This is a genomic window from Streptomyces sp. NEAU-174, assembly GCF_052665095.1.
Genome location: NZ_JBQTCE010000019.1, coordinates 175,578 through 195,187, shown reverse-complemented (window position 1 = coordinate 195,187; position 19,610 = coordinate 175,578). Strand labels below are relative to the sequence as shown.

The following is a 19,610-nucleotide window of genomic DNA, read 5'->3' as shown; positions in this document are numbered from 1 at the left end:
TAGGAGCTGTCCGGGCGATCATGTGACTGCCCTGTGCCTGAGTCGTTGTTGTGTGCATGGGGCGGGGTGATCTGACGGATGCGGAGTGGGAACGGTTGCGGCCGTTCCTGCCGGTGAGCAATAGGCGTTGTGGCCGGTGGCGGGATCACCGGCAGGTGATCGACGGGATTCTGCACCGGGTGCGGACCGGGGTGCACTGGCGGGATCTTCCCGAGCGTTTCGGGCCGTGGAAGACCGTCTATGAACGCCACCGGCTGTGGTCGGCCGACGGCACGTGGGAGCGCCTGCTGCAACAGGTCCAGGCCGCTGCCGATGCCGCGGGCGAGATCGACTGGGACATTTCGGTGGACTCCACCATCGTGCGGGCCCACCAGCACGCGGCCGGTGCCCGGACCGAACCGCCGCCGACACTTGCATCAAAGGGGGCCGAGACGGCAGAACACCAGGGCGAAACGCCGTGGCAGAGCCTGCTCGCCCGGCTGGCGGAGGTGGTGCAGGAGGTGAGGGACTGGGCCGCTCGCGGGGCGGGTTCACCAGCAAACTCCACCTGAGCGCCGACGGCCGGTGCCGTCCATTGTCCCTGTTCATCACGCCGGGGCAACGGGCGGACTGCACCCAGTTCCAGACGGTGCTGGCAAAGATCCGCGTTCCGCGGGTCGGTCCGGGCCGGCCCCGCACGAAGCCCGACAGCATTGCGGCCGACAAGGGATACAGCAACGGCCCGTGCCGCGCATACCTGCGGCGCCGAGGCATCCGGCACACGATCCCGGAGAAGACCGACAGCCGGTCCGCCCGCCTGGGCAAAGGCTCACATGGCGGACGGCCACCCGGTTTCGACGAAGAGCGCTACAAGAAGCGCAACACCGTCGAACGAGCGATCAACAGACTGAAGCAGTACCGAGCCGTGGCCACCCGCTATGACAAGCGCGGCTACGTCTTCCTCGGCACTACAACCAGCGCGGCTCTGCTTATCTGGCTTCGGAGTTGACCAGCGACCTCACAAAGCGATCGGCCGATACGCCAGGGCCTGATCGACTACTTCATCAGCAGAAAGCTCCGGCTCCCGTGGCCAGAAGATCAAGCCGCTGACATGACCGGACGGGCATGCCAGCGCTCTGTCGAGCCGATCCAGCCAGCCGTCCACCTCGTCGTCCGAGGCGTAGTCCGCTTGCATGATCCGCTGCACGAGCGCGACCGCCTCCACGCGACTCATCTCCACAGCACTCATCAAGTCCCTCCACCGGGTCACCCTAGCGGGACGCGTGATCGCCCGGACAGCTCCTAAGCGGCCTCGTTGAAGTCCGGTGCGGTTCGGGTGCGCCCCGAAGGGGCGCGGGGCTGTGCCGATGTGCGGCTCCGCCGCGGCTGTGTCGATATGCGGCTCCGCCGCGTGGGCGACCAGCCACGACGGCGCCGCGGACGATCGACGACAGGTCAGGGCACTTCCCGCGGAGCGCTTAGGCGCCACACCCGCTGAGCGCCGCACCGGTTGAGCACCACACCCGCTGAGCACCACACCGGCCGCGCGCGCACGGAGATCCGACTGGCCCAGCGCCTCCGATGGCATTGACGCACGCTGTGGCGAGATCTTACGGTCGCGTTCGAAGAAACGAGCGCTGGTCGATATGTCGAATAGCCGCGGCAGCTTGCGTGCTCCCGTACACGCGCAGCCGCGACACCCGAAGAGATGGGCCGTCATGCCGCAGACCGATTCCGCCCGGTTCACCCTCGACCCCGCCTTCACCGTCGGCGACGTCAACCCCCGCCTCTTCGGCTCGTTCGTCGAACACCTCGGACGCTGCGTCTACACCGGCATCCATGAGCCCGGCCACCCGGCCGCCGACGAGGCCGGGCTGCGCACCGATGTCCTCGCGCTGATCCGGGAGTTGGGTGTCACCGTCATCCGGTATCCGGGGGGCAACTTCGTCTCCGGCTACAAGTGGGAGGACGGCGTCGGGCCGGTCGAGGAGCGGCCGCGCCGGCTCGATCTGGCTTGGCGGTCCACCGAGACCAACCGGTTCGGGCTCTCCGAGTACATCGACTTCGTCCGCAAGGTCGACGGCGAGCCCATGATGGCGCTCAACCTCGGCACCCGCGGCGTCGCCGAGGCGCTCGAGCTCCAGGAGTACGCCAACCACCCCTCCGGCACCGCCCTCGCCGACCTCCGGATCGGCCACGGCGACAAGGATCCGTACGGCATCCGGCTGTGGTGTCTGGGCAATGAGATGGACGGCCCCTGGCAGACCGGCCACAAGACGGCCGAGGAGTACGGACGGCTCGCCGCCGAGACCGCCCGCGCGATGCGGCAGATCGATCCGGACGTGGAGCTGGTGGCGTGCGGCAGCTCCAACCAGTCGATGCCGACGTTCGCCACCTGGGAGGCGACGGTCCTCCAGGAGAGCTACGACCTGGTGGACCACATCTCCCTGCACGCCTACTACGAGGAGCGCGACGGCGACCGCGACTCCTTCCTCGCCTCGGCCGTGGACATGGAGTCCTTCATCGAGAACGTCGTCGCCACCTGCGATCACATCGGCGCCCGGCTGAAGTCGAAGAAGAAGATCAACCTCTCCTTCGACGAGTGGAACGTCTGGTACCAGACCCACTACCACAACGCCGAACCGCTCAACTGGGAGGAGGCCCCGCGCCTCCTGGAGGACCACTACTCCGTCACCGACGCCGTCGTGGTCGGCTCGCTGCTCATCGCCCTGCTCCGCCACGCCGACCGCGTCACCGTCGCCTGCCTCGCCCAGCTGGTCAACGTCATCGCCCCGATCATGACGGAACCGGGCGGCCCCGCCTGGCGGCAGACCACCTTCTACCCCTTCGCGCAGGCGTCGGCGCACGGGCGCGGGCGGGTGCTCCGGGTCGAGGTGGACAGCCCGACGTACGAGACCGCCGGCTACGGCGAGGTGCCGCTGCTGCACGCCACCGCCGTCCTCGACGAGTCCACCGGCGCGGTGACGGTCTTCGCGGTCAACCGCGACCAGCACCGGCCGCTTCCGCTGGAGATCGCCCTGCCCGCCCTCCCCGTGAGCCGCGTGGTCGAGCACACCGTCCTCGCCGACGCCGACCCCGAGGCCCGTAACACCCTCACCGACCCCGAGCGCGTCACCCCGCACCCCGGCGAGGGCACGGAGCTCATGGACGGCGCCCTGCGCACGACGCTGGAGCCGATGTCCTGGAACGTCATCCGCCTGGCCTGAGCATCCCGGACGGGAAGGCCCCGCCCGGGGTGCCGGGCGGGGCGTGGACGGAACGGGGGACGGGGTGCGGCGGCCGGTCAGGCGTCCGGGTCGACGCCGACCGTGAGCGTGCCGCGGTAGCCGGCGGACGGCGTGCTGCCCAGCGCCGTCACGGCGAGCAGCCCGGCGGCGGTGCCGCCGTTGCCGTAGATGCCGTCGGCGGACAGGGGGGTGCGGGGGACGGTGTTGGTGGAGTACGGGGAGAGCCTGGCCACCGCCTCGGTGATCTTCTCGTCGAAGAAGAGCTGACCGGTGTGGATCTCGTTGCCGCCGGTGAAGGAGCCGTCCGGGGTGAGCGTGACGCCCGTGTGCACCTTGAGGTGGACGTGGATGCAGCGGCCCCGGTACCAGCCGGGGTAGATCCCGGTCAGCTTGGCCACCCCGTCGGTGCCGGTCAGCACGCCGCCGCGCAGGAACCTGCCGTTGTCCGGTTCCTGGTGGCCGTTGTTGCCGACGAAGCCGGAGTACTCGCCGAGCGCGTCGCAGTACCAGATCTCCACCAGCGCCTTGTCGATGGGCGCGCAGGTGGCGGTGTCCACGACGGTGAGGACGAGCTCGAGCGGGACTCCCTTCTTGTCCTCGGCGACGTTCGCTCGTACGAGGGCGTGATCGAGGTAGTACGGGCCCTCGGTGAGCTCCTTGGTGAGCGTGCAGATGGCGGCGGTGTCGCGGGTGCCGGTGGCCGTATCGGCCGCCGCGGCCGACTCCGGGCGGGTGACGGCCGTGCCCGCGCCGATCCCGATGGCCGCCGCGGCGGCGCTTCCGGCGAGCAGTACTCTTCGGCGCCCCATGGGGGCGGAGGATAAGTCTGTCATGAGCACGAAAAGATAGAGGCGGTTTCTGTGGGACGCCTGTGGGTTCGGCAAAGTTCCCGCGCGTCAACTCCCGATAAGGCCAACTCCCCTACGTCATACGGGTGTTGACAGCTCCACAAGCGCTTACTAGCGTCTTCCGGGATGGTCGCTGTCCGCCGGGGCGATCCTGACCACATCGCCCGGCGCCAGGGCCCGCACCGTCAGAGCCGCAACCTTTGGCGATCTCCACCGGCCTTTGTGATCAGCGTGCTTGCCGCTCACCCTCGCTCATCCCGCAAGCGATTACCCCTCCCGTGTGGAGATCCTCCGAATGAGAGGACTCCCCCCATGCGCTCGACGCACGACCTCGACACCACGGACGACGACGATGTCATTGACGTCACCCGCGTCACCGCCCGCGACCGGCGCCGGCTGACCGCGGTCGCCGCGGGCGTCACCGCGGCGCTCGCCCTCGGCGGCCTCTCCACGGTCTCCGCCCATGGCGCGGACTCGGCCGACTCCGCACGCTCCGAAAGCACACGTCCCGACACCACGCGCTCCGAAGCCGCGCACATCACCGCCGAGACCACCCCCATCGGCTTCGGCGCCGGCACCACGGGCGGCGGGAACGCCACCGCCACCACTGTGACCTCCCTGGACGCCTTCAAGGCCGCCGTCACCGGCGACAAGGCCAAAGTGGTCAAGGTCTCCGGGCTGATCTCCCTCACCGGCCAGGTGGACATCGGCTCCAACACCACCGTGCTGGGCGTGGGTTCGGGCTCCGGCTTCACCGGCGGCGGACTGCGGCTGAAGGAGTCGACGAACGTCATCGTCCGCAACCTCGCCATCAGCAAGCCCCGGAAGCCGTCCGACGGCATCACCGTGCAGAAGTCCACCAAGGTGTGGATCGACCACAACACCTTCTCGGCCGACCGCGACCACGACAAGGACTACTACGACGGTCTGCTGGACATCAACCACGGCTCGGACGACATCACCGTCTCCTGGAACAAGTTCGCCGACCACTTCAAGGGCAGCCTGGTCGGCCACAGCGACAACAACGCGAGCGAGGACACCGGCCACCTCAAGGTGACGTACCACCACAACTGGTTCACGAACGTGTACTCCCGCATCCCCAGCCTGCGCTTCGGCACCGCCCACTTCTACGACAACTACGTCCAGGGCGCGGAAACCGGTGTGCACTCCCGGATGGGCGCGCAGACGCTGGTCGAGAACAACGTCTTCCGCGACACCGAGGTGGCCGTCACCACCAGCCGGGACAGCGATGTCGACGGCTATGCGGTGCTGCGCGGCAACGACCTGGGCGGCGCGGCCACCGAGATCTCCCGGACGGGCAGCTTCACCACCCCGCCGTACGCGTACACGGCGGAACCGGCGTCCACCGTCGTGGCCACCGTCACCGCCCAGGCGGGGACGGGCAAGCTCTGAAACGCGCCGGCACCGGCCCCCGGCGGTCGTCAGGAGGGCAGCACCCACATGGGGTTGGCGTAGAACCACAGATCGCGCCACGGGTCCGCATCGCCCGGCACATCCATGGCCGGGCCGTGCGGATCCACCGCCGCGCCCCGCGCGCCCACCGCCACCCGGTTGCCGTCCGTGCCCCGCAGCCGTACGTACAGCGGTCGGTCCACCGGGCCGAGGTCGTAGGAGAGCCGGACCGTGTGCGTGTCCGTCGCGCCGCCGATCTGGTACGACTTCACCACTCGGGTGCGCGGCGCCGCGAAGGTGTCACGGTCGTCGGCCACGCCCGTGACCTCGCCCTGGATGACGTCCACCCGCGCCAACTTGGGCACGAATCCGGCCCAGTTGGGGCCGTTCGCCAGGGCGATGTCCACGTCGAGCCGTACTCGGGTGCCGCGCTCCACGTGCAGGGTGCCGCCGAGGGTGACCGCACGCCCCCGGCCGCCACTTCCACCGCTTCCGCCACCGCTGAGCCGCGCGTCCAGGCCGCTGATCAGCCCGCCGTGGTCCACCCACACCCGGCCCGCCCGGATGCCGTCCATGACGGCGGCGTACGAGAAGTCCTCGGCGCCCACATGGGTGCGGCTGTACTGGCCCGGCCAGTAGTCGTTCTCCGCCAGGTCGAGCCCGCCCCCGTACACCGGGTCGTTCTGCCGCCCGTTGGTCTCGTAGTCGCTGCCGGGGCCGCGCGCCGCGGTGTCGGCGTAGACGTTGTGGGAGTCGGAGTTGGCGGTGATCCACCACGGCTTGCCCTCGCTGAGCAGGCTGTCCCACAGCCCGCCCACCGTGGCCGTCATCCAGTCGAAGCCGCCCCAGGTGCGGTACGACTCGGCCGGGTAGGCGGCGAAGGACTGCGGCCCGGGGGCGTTCTCGTACAGCCCGCGCGCACCGCCCGGGCCGTGCGCGGCGGCCGGGATCCCGGCGGCCTGGTGGCCCGGCGCGCCCTCCATGCCCACGGCGATATGCGGCTGGGCGTCCCGCCAGCCCCGGATCTCGTGCGGGGAGTCCAGGCCCTTGCGGGCCGGGTGGTTGGCGAGCATCAGCGCGGCCCTGACGCGCCGCCGGCGCACCGCGTCGGAGAGGAAGTCAAGACCGGCGATGGCCAGCGCCTCGTTCCGCGGGGTGGAGTCCCCGGCGTTCTTCACCGACCCGTCGAAGGAGTTCTCGAACTCCTTGAGCACCGCCACCTCGTCACGGCCGGGGTGGACGAAGACCGTGCCGTGCTCGGCGCCGGGGATGTTCCACTCCAGCCCCTGGAAGACCAGCGCGTCCCGGTGGGTCTCGCGCGCCTCGCGGATGTCGGGGTTGACCTTCTCGACCCCGATCCGGGCGTGGGTGACGTTCCCGTGGTCGGTGATCACCATCCAGTCCAGGCCGTGCCGGGCGCCCTGCCGCACCTGGTCGATGACCCGGTACTTGCCGTCGTTGCTGTACTGGGTGTGGATGTGGTGGTCCCCGGCCAGCCAGAGATAGCCTCCGCCGTGCTGGGAGCCGGGCGTCGCCGCGCCGTTCGCCGCGACGGCTTGCGCGGTGCCGCCGTCCAGCACGGTCACGGCGCCGAGCCCCGCGCCCAGCAGCCCCGCGCGGCGCAGCATCGAGCGCCGGGAGAGCTGGTCGGGGGTCAGCTCCTCGTCCCGTACGGACAGGTCGAGGGCCGGGGGAAGGCTGTGCACCGCGAGTTCATCGTGAGGGTGGTGATGTCCGGGGGCCATAGGCGCGAAGGTAGGCAACGCGGTTGAACACCAGCCGAACACCGCGGGCCCAACAGCCCATCGTCAGCGGTTCATCAGCCGAGAGGACACCTCCTTGAGACTCATCGGACGCTTAGCCGTCGCCGCCGCGGCGGCGCTCACCCTGTGCGCGACCGCGATCACCACGGGCGCCATGCCCGCTGTCGCGGATACCGGGACGGGCACGTTCAACGTCCTGACCTACAACGTGGCGGGGCTCCCCGAGGGCCTGTCGTCCAGCCACCCCGCCAAGAACACCCCGCTGATCTCCCCCCGGCTCGGCGCGTACGACATCGTCAACGTCCAGGAGGACTTCAACTACCACGCCGCGCTCTACGCCGGTGACGACCACCCGTACCGCACCCCCACCAGTGGGCCCGCCGTCTTCGGCGACGGTCTGAACACCCTCTCCGCCCTGCCGTACGACGGCTTCCAGCGGGTGAAGTGGAAGCGGTGCAACGGCACCGACTGCCTCACCCCGAAGGGCTTCACCTTCGCCCGGGTGCGGCTGGCCGAGGGCGCCTACCTCGACCTGTACAACCTGCACCCCAACGCGGGGACGACGGACGCCGACCTGGCCGCCCGCCGCGCCAACATCACCCAGCTCTCCGACTACATCGCCGCCCACTCCGCCGACAACGCGGTGCTCGTCATGGGCGACACCAACACCCGCTACACCCGCACCGCCGACAACATCCGCGACCTCGCCACCCGCAACGGCCTCACCGACGCCTGGGTGGACCTGGTGCGCGGCGGCTCGGCCCCGCCCGCCGGATCCGACGCCCTCGTCTGCGACCCGGACCACGTCACCGACACCTGCGAGGTCGTGGACAAGGTCCTCTACCGCTCCGGCCCCGGGCTCTCCCTCGCCGCCACCCGCTACCACAACGCGCACACGGCCTTCCTCGACGCCGACGGCAAACCGCTGTCCGACCACTATCCGCACACCGTCGACTTCACCTGGCAGATGCGATAAACCCGGCGTTCATATCGCGCCACGCTAGGCCAGTAGGCTTCGGCCCATGCGTGATCTTGTGAATGGCTTCGGTTATCTGATGAAGGGGCAACGCTGGGCGGCCCGGCACGGGAGATGGTGGGGGTTCGGGATGATTCCCGCCCTGATCACCCTCGTCGGCTACGCGGCGGCCCTCGTCGCCCTCTTCTTCTGGACCGATGACGTCATCGCATGGGCCACGCCCTTCGCCGACGACTGGTCCTCACCCTGGCTCGCCGTCTTCCGCGGCGCGCTCTCGATCCTCTTCGCCGCCACCTGTCTCTTCCTCGCCATCATCACGTTCACGGCGGTGACGCTGCTGGTCGGCCAGCCCTTCTACGAGTCGCTCTCCGAGGCGGTCGACCGCTCCGAGGGCGGCGCGGTGCCCGAGTCCGGGCTGTCCACCTGGGCGGAGCTGTGGATCGGCCTGCGCGAGGCCATCGCGCTGCTCATCCGCGTCACCCTCTGGAGCGTGCTGTTCTTCGCGCTCGGCTTCATCCCCGGGGTCGGCCAGACCGTGATCCCCGTCCTGGCCTTCTGCGTGACCGCCTTCTTCCTCACCGAGGAGCTGACGTCGATCGCCCTGCTGCGCCGCGGCATCCTCCTGAAGGAGCGCCGCCGCCTGCTCCGCTCCCGCCGCCTGCTCTCCCTCGGCTACGGCGTCCCGCTGTCCGTCCTCTTCCTGATCCCGCTGGTGGCCGTCTTCCTGATGCCGGGCGCGGTCGCGGGCGCGACACTGCTCGTACGCGACCTCACGGGCGAGGACGAGGAGCCCGCGCCCCCGCGCGGCGAAACGGCGGCGGGCGAGGCGGGCGCCTTCAACGGCGCCAACGGCGGGTCGTAGCGGCGGACCCGCGAGCGACCATGAGCGACGACATGCAGGGCCATGGGCTGGTCCGCGACGCCTCCGTCGTGGTGGCCTGCGACGTCGATGGGCTGGTGGCCGTGTTGAACGCGGAGTTCCCCCGCCATGGCGGTGAGTACCTGTTCCTGCCCGGCGGGCGCAGGGAGGCGGGGGAAACGGCGGAAGAGTGTGCGCGGCGGGAGCTGCGGGAGGAGGCGGGGGTCACGGCCGAGACGTGGCGTTCGCTGGGGTCGTACGCGATGACCCTTGGCTCCACGGCTCGCGTGCATCTTTTCGAGGCCCGACGGCTGACCGTCGGGCCTCAGGAACTCACCCCTACCGAACGGGGCTTCAAGCTTTCGTGGTGGTCGATGGGCGACGCGGTCGCGCAGGGCCGCTTTCTGCTTCCGGCCGGGCCCTTGGCTCTGCTGCTCGCTGAGCGTGAGGCCCGGGGCGTCAACGGGTCGTGGCCGCGACCACGGTGAGGATCGAGCGGACCTGGGCGGTGATGGCCTCGCGGTTGTGGACGAAGTCCGGGTCGGTGACCTGGCCCGTGGCGGGGTCGGTGTTGCCCGGGCCGAACTGGAGGACCGGGGTGTGGAGATGGCCGCCCGGGGCCTTCAGGCCGAGCGCGTCGCGCAGCAGGGTGGCGCGGTAGGCGATCTCGTTGGAGAGGTAGTCGCCGCCACCGCCCGCGCGGGCCGTCGAGCCGGGGGTCGGGCCGTCCGGGCGGACCACGGGGGTGGTGCCGCCCGCCGGGATCTCGGTGACCTCGGTGTGGTCGTAGACGGGGACCGGGCCGGTGTTCGCCGCGACGATCCGCTCGTAGGGGAGGGTCGTGGTCGTCCACTGCGGCTGCGGGTGCGGGGTCGGCACACCGGCCGGGATGGGCACGGTCTCGGTACGGGAGACGTTCGCGTTGTCCGGATAGCCGCCCCGCCAGGCGCCGTTGGTGCGCTCGACGTCGAACCGGCCCACCCGGCCCTGGCTCACCGTCATAAACGCGTCCACCCGGCGCGGGCCCGACCGGAAGGCGGGCAGCAGCGTCCGCTCGACCGTGCCGTCCGCGAAGTCCGCCCAGCGGACCGGGAAGACGGCCGTCTCGACGCGGGCCGGGCCGCTGTCCGTACGGATCGTCGTCCCGTCCAGCGCGAGCGCCGCCGCGCCGGAGGGGTTGGAGCGGCGGACATCGGCGTCCAGCTGGAACGGGTCGAAGCCGGTGACCACGATGCGCTTGATGTTCGTACCAGCCTTATCGGCCGGGAGGTCGAGCGAGTCCTGTCCCCGTGAGGTGCGCTCCAGCGTGTCCAGGAGCGCGGCGCGGCGGGCGTCGGTGAGCGGGAAGCCCGGCTGCCACTGGCCGAGCGCGCGGGTCATCCCGAGCCGCGCCCAGTACAGCGGCCGGTCGTCGTCCCGGCTGAGGTCCCCGCCCGCGGGCCCCCGGCCCTGTACGCGGTCCACGGCACGCTTCCACAGCTGCCCGCCTTCGCGGGCGATCACCCGCTCGGCCTCGGCGGCCGAGTGCGTACCCGCCAGGGCGCGGGCGAAGTCCGGTGCCACGTCGTCGAACCCGCTGCGGCGCAGGATCTCCTGGGGCGCGGCCTTGTCGAGCCGCTGCTCCTCGATGGTGGGGGCGGCAGTGGTGTCCGGTGCGGCCACGGCGGGGGTGGCGAGGGCCAGGGAGACGGCGGCCACGGCGACCAAGGTGCGTATCGGTCTCATGCGAAGTCCTCTCGGAAGGGCGGCGGAAGGCGGCGGGCGGAAACGACGAACCTCCCGCCCCGCACGGATGCGGGGCGGGAGGAGGAGAGCGGAGGTCAGCGGGTCGAGAACGAGTGCACCGTCGTCGACCGGTACGTCTGCCCCGGACGCAGCACCGTCGAGGGGAACGACGGCTGGTTCGGCGAGTCCGGGAAGTGCTGGGTCTCCAGGGCGAAGGCGTCGCCCTGCCGGTAGACCCGCCCCGAGGTGCCCGCGAACGTGCCGGTCAGGAAGTTGCCGGTGTAGAACTGCACACCGGGCTCGGTCGTGGCGATCCGCATCACCCGGCCGGACTCCGGCTCGGTCACCGTCAGGAAGTGCTCCGGACGGCTGGTGATGCCCTTGTCCAGCACGAAGTTGTGGTCGATTCCCTGCCCGTAGAGCACCTGCTGGTGCGCCTCCCGGATGTCCCGGCCGATCTCCTTGGCGCGGCGGAAGTCGAACGGGGTCCCGGCCACCTTGGCGAGCTCGCCGGTGGGGATGAGGGTCTTGTCGACCGGGGTGTAGCGGCTGGCGGCGATCTCCAGACGGTGGTCGTAGATGGAGCCGCCGCCCTCCCCGGCCAGGTTGTAGTACGTGTGGTTGGTGAGGTTGACGACCGTCGCCTTGTCGGTCGTGGCCTCGTAGTCGATGCGGAAGTCGCCCGCCGCGGTGAGCGTGTAGTCCACGCGCACGGTGAGCGTGCCGGGGTAGCCCATCTCGCCGTCGGGGCTCACCCGGCGGAGGGTGAGCCCCACGTCCGCGCCCTTGCGGAACGGCTCCACGGACCAGACGTGCTTGTCGAAGCCCTTGTCGCCGCCGTGCAGGCTGTTCGGCCCGTCGTTGATCGGCAGCTGGTACTTCTTGCCGTCCAGCGTGAAGGTGCCGCGGGCGATGCGGTTGCCGTAGCGGCCGATGAGGGCGCCGAAGTACGGGCTGTCCGCCACATAGGAGTCCAGGTCGTCGAAGCCGAGCGACACATTGGCGCGGCGGCCGTGGCGGTCGGGGATCTCCAGGGCCTGGACGATGCCGCCGTAGCTGAGCACGCGCAGCCGGGTGCGGCCGTTCTCGATCGTCCAGCGGTCGACCTCGGTGCCGTCCGCGAGCGTGCCGAAATGCTCCTTCACCGCGCCTCCCTTGCCCGCGGAGTTCCCTCCGCCGGCTGCGTGGGCGGCGCCGGTCGTGACGGCCGAGGCCGCCAGTCCGGCCGCCGCCGCCGTGATCACCGTGCGTCTGCTCGTGGTCATATGCGGCTCCATAAGGCTAGATCCTTGAGGGACAGCTGATGGGTTACGACCCGACCTTGCGCTTGTTCCAGACATCGAAGCCGACCGCGGCCAGCAGCACCAGACCCTTGATCACCTGCTGGTAGTCGGTACCGATGCCGACCAGCGACATACCGTTGTTGAGCACGCCGAGCACCAGACCACCGATGATCGCGCCGAGCACCGTGCCCACACCGCCGCTGGCCGAGGCGCCGCCGATGAACGCGGCGGCGATGGCCTCGAGCTCGAAGTTGAGGCCCGCACTGGGGGTGGCGGAGCCCAGCCGGGCGGCGAAGACCAGACCGGCGAGGGCGGCGAGCACACCCATGTTGACGAAGACCAGGAAGGTGACGCGCTTGTCCCGGACGCCCGACAGCTTGGCCGCCGGCTGGTTGCCGCCGAGGGCGTACACATGGCGCCCGATGACGGTGTTGCGCATCACGAAGCTGAAGATCACGAAGAGACCGGCGAGGATCAGCAGCCCGTACGGCGCGCCGTGCCAGCTGGACAGCGTCATGGTGAAGGCCATCACGGCGGCGACGATCGCGGCGCACTTGACGAAGAACAGCCCCAGCGGCGCCACGTCAAGCTCATAGGCCGCCCGCTGCTGCCTGCCCCGCCACTCCTGCCAGACGGCGGCGGCGCAGACGATGAGGCCGATCACCATGGTGGGGTTGTGGTACTGCGTGTACGGGCCCATCTCCGGGATGAAGCCGGTGCTCAGCTTCTCGAAGCCGTCGGGGAACGGCGACAGGGACTGACCGTCCAGCAGGATCTGGGTGCCGCCGCGGAAGGCCAGCATTCCGGCCAGGGTGACGATGAAGGAGGGGATGCCGATGTACGCGATCCAGAAGCCCTGCCACGCACCCGCGGCCGCGCCGATGAGCAGGCAGAGGACGACCGCGAGGCCCCACGGCATATCGTGTTTGATCATCATCGCGCCGGCGGCCGCGCCGACGAAGGCGACGAGCGATCCGACCGAGAGATCGATATGCCCCGCGATGATCACGATCATCATGCCGATCGCGAGGATGAGGATGTAGCCATTCTGCTGCACCAGGCTGGTGACGTTGCCGGGCCGCAGCAGGATGTCGTCGGACCAGATCTGGAAGATGACGATGATCAGGGCGAGCGCGACCAGCATTCCGTACTGCCGCATATTGGACCGCAGGCCCTGGAGCAGCAACGTCCCGACGCTGGGCGAGCCCTCGGCCGGCGGTGGGGCCGGGCTCTCGGTCTTCTGGGTGGCCGTGCTCATCCTTCGTCTCCTCTGTCCCTTGTCATATGGCGCATCAGGACTTCCTGGTTCGCCTCGTCCCGGGGGACCTCCCCGGTCAGCCGCCCGGCCGCCATCGTGTAGATCCGGTCGCACATCCCCAGCAGCTCGCCCAGCTCGGAGGAGATGAAGATGACGGCCTTGCCCTGGGCCGCCAGATCGTTGATGACCGTGTAGATCTCGTACTTGGCCCCGACGTCGATGCCGCGGGTCGGCTCGTCGAGGATCAGCACCTCCGGACCTGCGAAGATCCACTTACTGAGCACGACCTTCTGCTGGTTGCCGCCGCTGAGCCGGCCGACCCGCTCGAAGACCGTGGGTGCCTTGATGTTCATCGTCTTGCGGAACCGCTCGGCGACCCGGGACTCCTCGTGCTCGTTGACCAGACCGCGGCGCGCCACCTTGGTCAGCGAGGAGAGCGAGACGTTGCGGCTGATGGTGTCCTCGAGGTTCAGCCCGTAGTGCTTGCGGTCCTCGGTGACGTACGCGATGCCGTGGTCGATGGCCTCCGGCACGGTACGGGTGCGGACCTCCTGACCGTCGCGGAAGACCCGGCCGCCCGCGTAACGGCCGTAGGTCCGGCCGAACACGCTCATCGCCAGCTCGGTGCGGCCCGCGCCCATCAGCCCGGCGATGCCCACGATCTCCCCGCGCCGGACGTTCAGCGACACCCCGTCCACAACCTTGCGCTGCTGGTCGATGGGGTGGTGGACGGTCCAGTCCTCGACGGCCAGGGCCACCTCGGAGGCGTCCTCGCCCTCGTACGGGGTGCGGTCGGGGAAGCGGTGGTCGAGGTCGCGGCCGACCATGCCGCGGATGATGCGGTCCTCGGAGACCTCCGGTTCGGACTCCGGGGTCTTCCGGACCGACAGGGTCTCGATGGTCTGGCCGTCGCGCAGGATGGTGACGGAGTCGGCGACCTTGCGGATCTCGTTCAGCTTGTGGGAGATGATGATCGAGGAGATGCCCTGGGCCTTGAACTCCAGCAGCAGATCCAGGAGTTTGCCGCTGTCCTCGTCGTTCAGCGCCGCGGTCGGCTCGTCGAGGATGAGCAGCTTCACCTCCTTGGAGAGCGCCTTGGCGATCTCCACAAGCTGCTGCTTGCCCACGCCGATGTCGGCGATCCGGGTCTGCGGGGAATCCGTCAGACCCACCCGCTTCAGCAGCGCGGTGGCGTGCTTCAGGGTCTCGTTCCAGGAGATGAGACCGTGCCTGGCGTGCTCATTGCCGAGGAAGATGTTCTCGGCGATGGACAGGTAGGGGATCAGGGCCAGTTCCTGATGGATGATGACGATGCCGCGCTGTTCGCTCGCGCGGATGTCCTTGAACGCGCACGGCCGGCCCTCGAAGAGGATCTCGCCGTCGTAGCTGCCGTGCGGATGGACGCCGCTGACCACCTTCATCAGGGTGGACTTGCCGGCGCCGTTCTCCCCGCACAGGGCATGGATCTCGCCCTGGTGTACGCGGAGGTTGACATCGGAGAGCGCCTTGACACCGGGGAAGGTCTTGGTGATGGAGCGCAGTTCGAGAATGGTGCTCATAGCCCGGACCCGCCCTACTTGAGCTGCGACGCGGTGTAGTAACCCTGGTCCACCAGCACCTGGGTGTTGGACTTGTCGATGCTGACCGGGTTGAGCAGATAGGTCGGCACGACCTTCTTGCCGTTGTCGTACGACTTGGTGTCGTTGATCGGGGCCTTGCCGCCGGTCAGCTCCGCCTTGGCTATCCGCACGGTCGCCTTCGCCAGCTTGCGCAGGTCCTTGTAGATGGTCTGCGTCTGCTGGCCCCGGATGATGGACTTCACGGAGGCCAGCTCCGCGTCCTGGCCGGTCACCACCGGGAACGGCTTGGCCTTCGTGCCGTAGCCGGCGCTCTTGAGCGCCGAGAGGATGCCGATGGACATGCCGTCGTACGGCGAGAGGACGGCGTCGACGTCCTCGGTGCTGTACGACTTGTTGAGCAGGTCCTCCATGCGGTCCTGCGCCGCGCTTCCGCTCCACTTCTCGGTGTAGAGCTGGTTGAGGCTCTTCTGCTTGGAGCGGACGATCAGCTCACCCTTGTCCATGTACGGCTTGAGCACGCTCATGGCGCCCTTGTAGAAGTACCCGGTGTTGTTGTCGTCCGACGAGCCGGCGAACAGCTCGATGTTGAACGGGCCCTTGCGGCCCTTGGCCAGCCCCAGCTTGTCGACGATGTACTGGCCCTGGAGCCTGCCGACCTTCTCGTTGTCGAAGGTCGCGTAGTAGTCGACGTTCGGCGTGCCCAGCAGCAGCCGGTCGTAGGAGATCACCGGAATGTTGGCGTCATGGGCCTGCTTCAGGACGTCGTTGAGCGCCCCGCCGTTGATCGGCGCGATCACCAGCAGCCGGTGGCCCTTGGTGATCATGTTTTCGAGCTGGGCCACCTGGGTGCGGACGTCGTCCTCGCCGAACTGCAAGTCCGTCTTGTAGCCCGCCGCCTGGAACTGCTTGGCCACATTGCGGCCGTCGGTGATCCACCGCTCGGAGGACTTCGTCGGCATCGCGATGCCGATCGTGCCTCCCTTTTCCTTGGGCTTGTACCGGCTGCCGCCGACCGCCTCCTGGCCACAGGCCGTGGCGGTCAGCGAGAGCGCGAGGAGGCCGGCGCCTATCGCCGCGGCTCGTGCTCCTCTTACCGTGCGCATGGTGTTGGGGTCCTTCCCTGGGGCGTCATTGCTTCAGGAACTGGGGAGGTCCGCGTCGGCGGTGAAACGCCGCAGCGGACCCGGCAGCCGGGAGCCGAGCGGGGACATCCCGCCGTCCGCGCCCAGCCGGGTGAGCAGGTCGAGCACGAGCCGTCCACGGCGCACCCGCTCACGGGCGCTGCCCAGCGCCACGTCGCGCAGCTGGGCGCCGTACGGGTAGATCCCCGGGGATTTGCTGAGCCCGAACTTCAGATAGATGGGGGCGCCGCGCCGGATCAGCTCCGCCGCGTCGTAGATCCGTACATAGCCGCCGAGGTCGTCCGGGGCCTCGACGTAGAAGTCCATCGGGGCGCGGGAGACCCGGCGGATCTCGGTGAGGTGCTCCAGCGTCAGGTCCGAGGGGATGTTGATGGAGTCGGCCCCGAGCTGCTCGTACACCGCGAAGGAGGCCGGGTTGACCGGGCCGACCAGCGCGGACAGCTTGAAGGTGGTGTCCGCGGGCAGCTCGCCGCGCGCCCGCAGCCGGTTGAGCAGCCACAGCACGCCCTCGTCGGCCACCAGCAGGCACTTCACGCCCAGCGAGACCGCGCGCAGCGCGTCCTCCACACAACCGGCCACCGCGTCATGGCCACGGGCGCGCAGCCCCCCGCCGCCGGAGTCGGAGCGGGTGGCGGCGCCGATGTCCCAGGTGCCGCGGGGGCCGGTGAACAGGCACAGCTCGGCGTTCCGCTCGGCGCAGGACTCCACCATCTCGGTGATCTCGGCATCGGTGAGCATCCAGACGCCGCTGCCCTGGCTGATCCGGTGGATCGGCACATCCAGCCGCCCGGCCTCCTTGAACACGGTGGCCAGCGCCTCCGGGCCCTCGACGGAGGGGATCTCGGTGCGCCAGGTGCCGCCGTCGGGGAAGGTGTGCGCGGAGGTGTCGGCGGGGTCGGGGGCGGGCGCGGCGTGGCCGAGCGACGCGAGGGCCGCGTCGGCGGGGCGGCGGGGGCCGGAAGAGGCGGGTGAGGCGGCGGTCACGGTGCTCCCTGTGGAGTGATGGCCGGTGGTTCGGCGTCCGGCTGGTGCTGCCCAGGACATCGTTGTCCGGGTGGGGCTGGGGTGATGACTAGAGACGGTCGGGAGGACTGGTGGGACGACTGGAGTCGGGCCCCGAAGGCTGGTGGGACGACTGGAGTCGGGGGCGGGAGGCTTGACACGGCGCGGTTTTGCACAGCGAGGTCTCACTTACGCTCTAGTCGAGGCCCTGCGGACGCAGCAGCACCTTGCCGACGGCCGGATCACCGCTGCCGACCAGCTCGATCGCCGAGGCGAAGTCGGTCAGCGGCAGCTCATGGGTGATCAGCGGCCGCAGGCTCAGCAGCCCCGCGTCGAAGACCCGTACGGCGTGCGACCAGGCGGCGGGCGGGGCCCCGAAGACGGTCTGCACCTCGATCTGGCGGACCACCAGATCGGTGGGGTCAAGACCCTCCGCGCCCACCGCCGGGATGCCGGTGAGTACCAGCCGGCCGCCCCGGCGCAGCAGGGAGGCGGAGGTGCGGGCGGCGGAGGCGGAGCCGGCGGTCTCGATCACCACGTCATAGCCCGAGAGCTGGTCGGACAGCTGGTCCCGGGTGCGGAACTCGGTGCCGCCGAACGACAGCGACAGCTGCTCCCGGTCCCGGCGGGTGCCCACCACCAGCAGCCGCGCGGGGGAGACGGCGGCGAGGAACTGCACGGCGATCATGCCGAGCGTGCCGGTGCCGACCACCGCGACCCGCTCACCGGGCCGGGCCCCGGCCTTGAGCGCGGCGGCTGCGATGCACGCGGCGGGCTCCAGCAGGGCGGCCGCGCCCAGGTCGGCGTCGTCGGACAGCGGGTGCAGCAGCCGGGCCGGCAGGGCCAGGGTGTCGGCCATCGCCCCGGGCTGGGTGAAGCCGGTCTCCTCGTACCCGGCCGTGCACAAGGTGGTGTCCCCGGTGTGGCAGCGGTCGCACACCTGGCAGTTGCGGAACCCCTCGCCGACGACCTTACGGCCGACGAGCGCCTCCGGGACGCCCGCGCCGACCGCCTCGACCGTCCCGGACCACTCATGGCCGGGGACGACGGGGTAGCGGACGTATCCCTCGGGCCGGTTGCCCTGGTACAGCTCGCGGTCGCTGCCGCAGATCCCGGAGGCGTGCACCCGCACCCGCGCGTCACCGGGGGCGGGCGCGGCCGCTTCGGCGGCGGTGCCGGTCTCGACGAGACGGAACGCGCCGGGGGCGTCGAGGACGAGCGCGGTCACTGCCGTCCGCCCTTCGGGTCCCGCTTCTCCCAGCCCTCGGCCCACAGGTCGAAGTGGGCCTGCTGCTGGGGGAATTCGGCCGCCGCGTCGGTGTCAAGCTCCACGCCGAGACCGGGCTCGTGGGAGAGCTGGAAGTAGCCGTCCACGACCTGCGGGGCGCCCTTGACCACCTTCTTGATCTCCGCGTCGGCGAAGTCGTTGAAGTGCTCGAGGATCTTGAAGTTCGGGGTGCAGCCGGCGACCTGGAGCGACGCGGCGGTCAGTACCGAGCCGCCCACGTTGTGCGGGGCGATCAGCACATAGTGGGTCTCGGCCGTGGCGGCCAGCTTGCGGGTCTCGCCGATGCCGCCGATGTGGCCGACGTCGGGCTGGATGATGTCGGCGGCCTGTGACTCGAAGAGCTCGCGGAACTCGATCCGGTCGTGGATGCGCTCGCCCGTGGCGATCGGCAGCCGGGTCTTCTCCGCGACCTTCGCGAGCGCCTTGAGGTTCTCCGGCGGCACCGGCTCCTCCAGCCACGACGGGTGGAAGCGCTCCAGCTCGCCCGCGATCCTTACGGCCGTCGCCGGGCTGAACCGCCCGTGCATCTCCACCAGCAGCTCGGTCTCCGGGCCGATCGCGTCCCGTACGGCCTCCACGAGGGAGAGCGAGTGCAGGGTCTCGGCGTGGTCCAGCTCGAAGTGGCCGGTGCCGAAGGGGTCCAGCTTCAGCGCCCGGTAGCCGCGCTCGACCACCGTGGAGGCCGCCTTGTGGAACGCCTCGGGCGTGCGCTCCACGGTGTACCAGCCGTTGGCGTACGCCTTGACCCGGTCCGTCACCTTTCCGCCGAGCAGCTGCCAGACGGGCACCCCGAGCGCCTTGCCCTTGATGTCCCAGCAGGCCATCTCCACGCAGGCGATGCCGGACATCACGATCTCGCCCGCCCGGCCGTAGTCGCCGTACTTCATCCGCCGGACCAGGTCCTCCACGGCGAAGGGGTCCGACCCGGCCAGGTGATTGGCCTCGGCCTCACGCAGATAGCCCAGCAGCGCATCGGTCCGCCCGAGCATGCGGGTCTCGCCGACGCCGGTGATCCCCTCGTCCGTATGGACCTGCACATAGGTGAGATTGCGCCACGGGGTGCCGACGACATGCGTACTGATACCGGTGATGCGCACAGCAATCGACCCTTCGCGATGTTCGATATTTCGTCACTCGTTCGAAATGTTGACGTGACGGTAGTAAGCGCCCGTCAGGGGTGTCAATGGTTGTGCGTCGAATGACGTTCGAACGTGACAAGCCATCATGACCGATCAAGAACCATCAT

The 19,610-nt window shown here is 69.8% G+C and carries 16 protein-coding genes and 1 pseudogene; 6 read left to right on the top strand and 11 right to left on the bottom strand.

Annotation, left to right across the window (positions count from 1 at the left end):
* The first annotated feature begins 56 nt into the window (after positions 1-56).
* Positions 57-988, top strand: a protein-coding gene (locus tag ACT2CW_RS40985; RefSeq protein WP_445516655.1) for an IS5 family transposase whose coding sequence is annotated in 2 segments (ribosomal slippage) — positions 57-434 and positions 437-988 — 930 coding nt in all. Because the reading frame shifts where the segments join, the coding sequence is not laid out codon by codon here.
* 9 nt (positions 989-997) lie between these two features.
* On the opposite strand, the gene ACT2CW_RS40980 is transcribed toward ACT2CW_RS40985, so the two are convergent.
* Complete coding sequence (locus ACT2CW_RS40980; protein ID WP_445516656.1) at positions 998-1,228, bottom strand: e9imm peptide; 231 nt, start codon at positions 1,226-1,228, stop codon at positions 998-1,000.
* 469 nt (positions 1,229-1,697) lie between these two features.
* Here ACT2CW_RS40980 and arfA point away from each other — a divergent pair, with 469 nt between their 5' ends.
* Entirely contained in the window at positions 1,698-3,206 is a 1,509-nt protein-coding gene (gene arfA / locus ACT2CW_RS40975) for an arabinosylfuranosidase ArfA (protein ID WP_445520266.1), read from the top strand.
* Between the two features lie 77 nt (positions 3,207-3,283).
* On the opposite strand, the gene ACT2CW_RS40970 is transcribed toward arfA, so the two are convergent.
* The gene (locus ACT2CW_RS40970) at positions 3,284-4,060 is read right to left on the bottom strand and encodes an intradiol ring-cleavage dioxygenase (protein ID WP_445520265.1); all 777 of its coding nucleotides are present in this window, start codon (positions 4,058-4,060) and stop codon (positions 3,284-3,286) included.
* 327 nt (positions 4,061-4,387) lie between these two features.
* Here ACT2CW_RS40970 and ACT2CW_RS40965 point away from each other — a divergent pair, with 327 nt between their 5' ends.
* Entirely contained in the window at positions 4,388-5,488 is a 1,101-nt protein-coding gene (locus ACT2CW_RS40965; protein WP_445520264.1) for a pectate lyase family protein, read from the top strand.
* 29 nt (positions 5,489-5,517) lie between these two features.
* On the opposite strand, the gene ACT2CW_RS40960 is transcribed toward ACT2CW_RS40965, so the two are convergent.
* Entirely contained in the window at positions 5,518-7,233 is a 1,716-nt protein-coding gene (locus ACT2CW_RS40960; protein WP_445520263.1) for a PHP domain-containing protein, read from the bottom strand.
* A 94-nt stretch (positions 7,234-7,327) separates the two neighbouring features.
* On the opposite strand from ACT2CW_RS40960, the pseudogene ACT2CW_RS40955 reads away from it, so the two are divergent.
* From ACT2CW_RS40955 to ACT2CW_RS40945, 3 genes and pseudogenes are all read left to right on the top strand, one after another.
* Positions 7,328-8,221 (top strand): annotated as a pseudogene (locus ACT2CW_RS40955) (jacalin-like lectin); the annotation flags it as partial.
* A gap of 52 nt (positions 8,222-8,273) precedes the next feature.
* The gene (locus ACT2CW_RS40950) at positions 8,274-9,089 is read left to right on the top strand and encodes an EI24 domain-containing protein (protein WP_445520262.1); all 816 of its coding nucleotides are present in this window, start codon (positions 8,274-8,276) and stop codon (positions 9,087-9,089) included.
* Positions 9,090-9,109: 20 nt separating this feature from the next.
* Complete coding sequence (locus ACT2CW_RS40945; RefSeq protein ID WP_445520261.1) at positions 9,110-9,574, top strand: NUDIX hydrolase; 465 nt, start codon at positions 9,110-9,112, stop codon at positions 9,572-9,574.
* Here the strand turns inward: ACT2CW_RS40945 and ACT2CW_RS40940 are convergent.
* The 8 genes from ACT2CW_RS40940 to ACT2CW_RS40905 all read right to left on the bottom strand — a co-directional run bounded on the left by ACT2CW_RS40940 (position 9,546) and on the right by ACT2CW_RS40905 (position 19,461).
* Entirely contained in the window at positions 9,546-10,811 is a 1,266-nt protein-coding gene (locus ACT2CW_RS40940) for a pyroglutamyl peptidase (protein WP_445520260.1), read from the bottom strand. The genes ACT2CW_RS40945 and ACT2CW_RS40940 overlap by 29 nt on opposite strands.
* Before the next feature lie 95 nt (positions 10,812-10,906).
* Positions 10,907-12,076 (bottom strand): aldose epimerase family protein, encoded by a 1,170-nt coding sequence (locus tag ACT2CW_RS40935; protein ID WP_445520259.1) that lies wholly within the window; start codon positions 12,074-12,076, stop codon positions 10,907-10,909.
* 43 nt (positions 12,077-12,119) lie between these two features.
* Positions 12,120-13,352, bottom strand: a complete 1,233-nt coding sequence (gene mmsB, locus ACT2CW_RS40930; protein WP_037959470.1) for a multiple monosaccharide ABC transporter permease — start codon at positions 13,350-13,352, stop codon at positions 12,120-12,122.
* The gene (mmsA, locus tag ACT2CW_RS40925; protein ID WP_037959473.1) at positions 13,349-14,911 is read right to left on the bottom strand and encodes a multiple monosaccharide ABC transporter ATP-binding protein; all 1,563 of its coding nucleotides are present in this window, start codon (positions 14,909-14,911) and stop codon (positions 13,349-13,351) included. The genes mmsB and mmsA overlap by 4 nt, the downstream gene beginning before the upstream one ends.
* A 14-nt stretch (positions 14,912-14,925) precedes the next feature.
* Positions 14,926-16,035, bottom strand: a complete 1,110-nt coding sequence (gene chvE / locus ACT2CW_RS40920; protein WP_164428968.1) for a multiple monosaccharide ABC transporter substrate-binding protein — start codon at positions 16,033-16,035, stop codon at positions 14,926-14,928.
* Positions 16,036-16,068: 33 nt separating this feature from the next.
* On the bottom strand, positions 16,069-17,058 hold the full coding sequence (locus tag ACT2CW_RS40915; protein ID WP_138915840.1) for a hypothetical protein: 990 nt from the start codon (positions 17,056-17,058) through the stop codon (positions 16,069-16,071).
* Between the two features lie 214 nt (positions 17,059-17,272).
* Positions 17,273-18,304, bottom strand: coding sequence for a zinc-dependent alcohol dehydrogenase (locus tag ACT2CW_RS40910; protein WP_445520258.1), 1,032 nt, complete (start codon positions 18,302-18,304; stop codon positions 17,273-17,275).
* The gene (locus tag ACT2CW_RS40905) at positions 18,301-19,461 is read right to left on the bottom strand and encodes a mandelate racemase/muconate lactonizing enzyme family protein (RefSeq protein ID WP_445520257.1); all 1,161 of its coding nucleotides are present in this window, start codon (positions 19,459-19,461) and stop codon (positions 18,301-18,303) included. Before ACT2CW_RS40905 ends, ACT2CW_RS40910 begins: the two co-directional genes overlap by 4 nt.
* Positions 19,462-19,610: the final 149 nt, after the last annotated feature.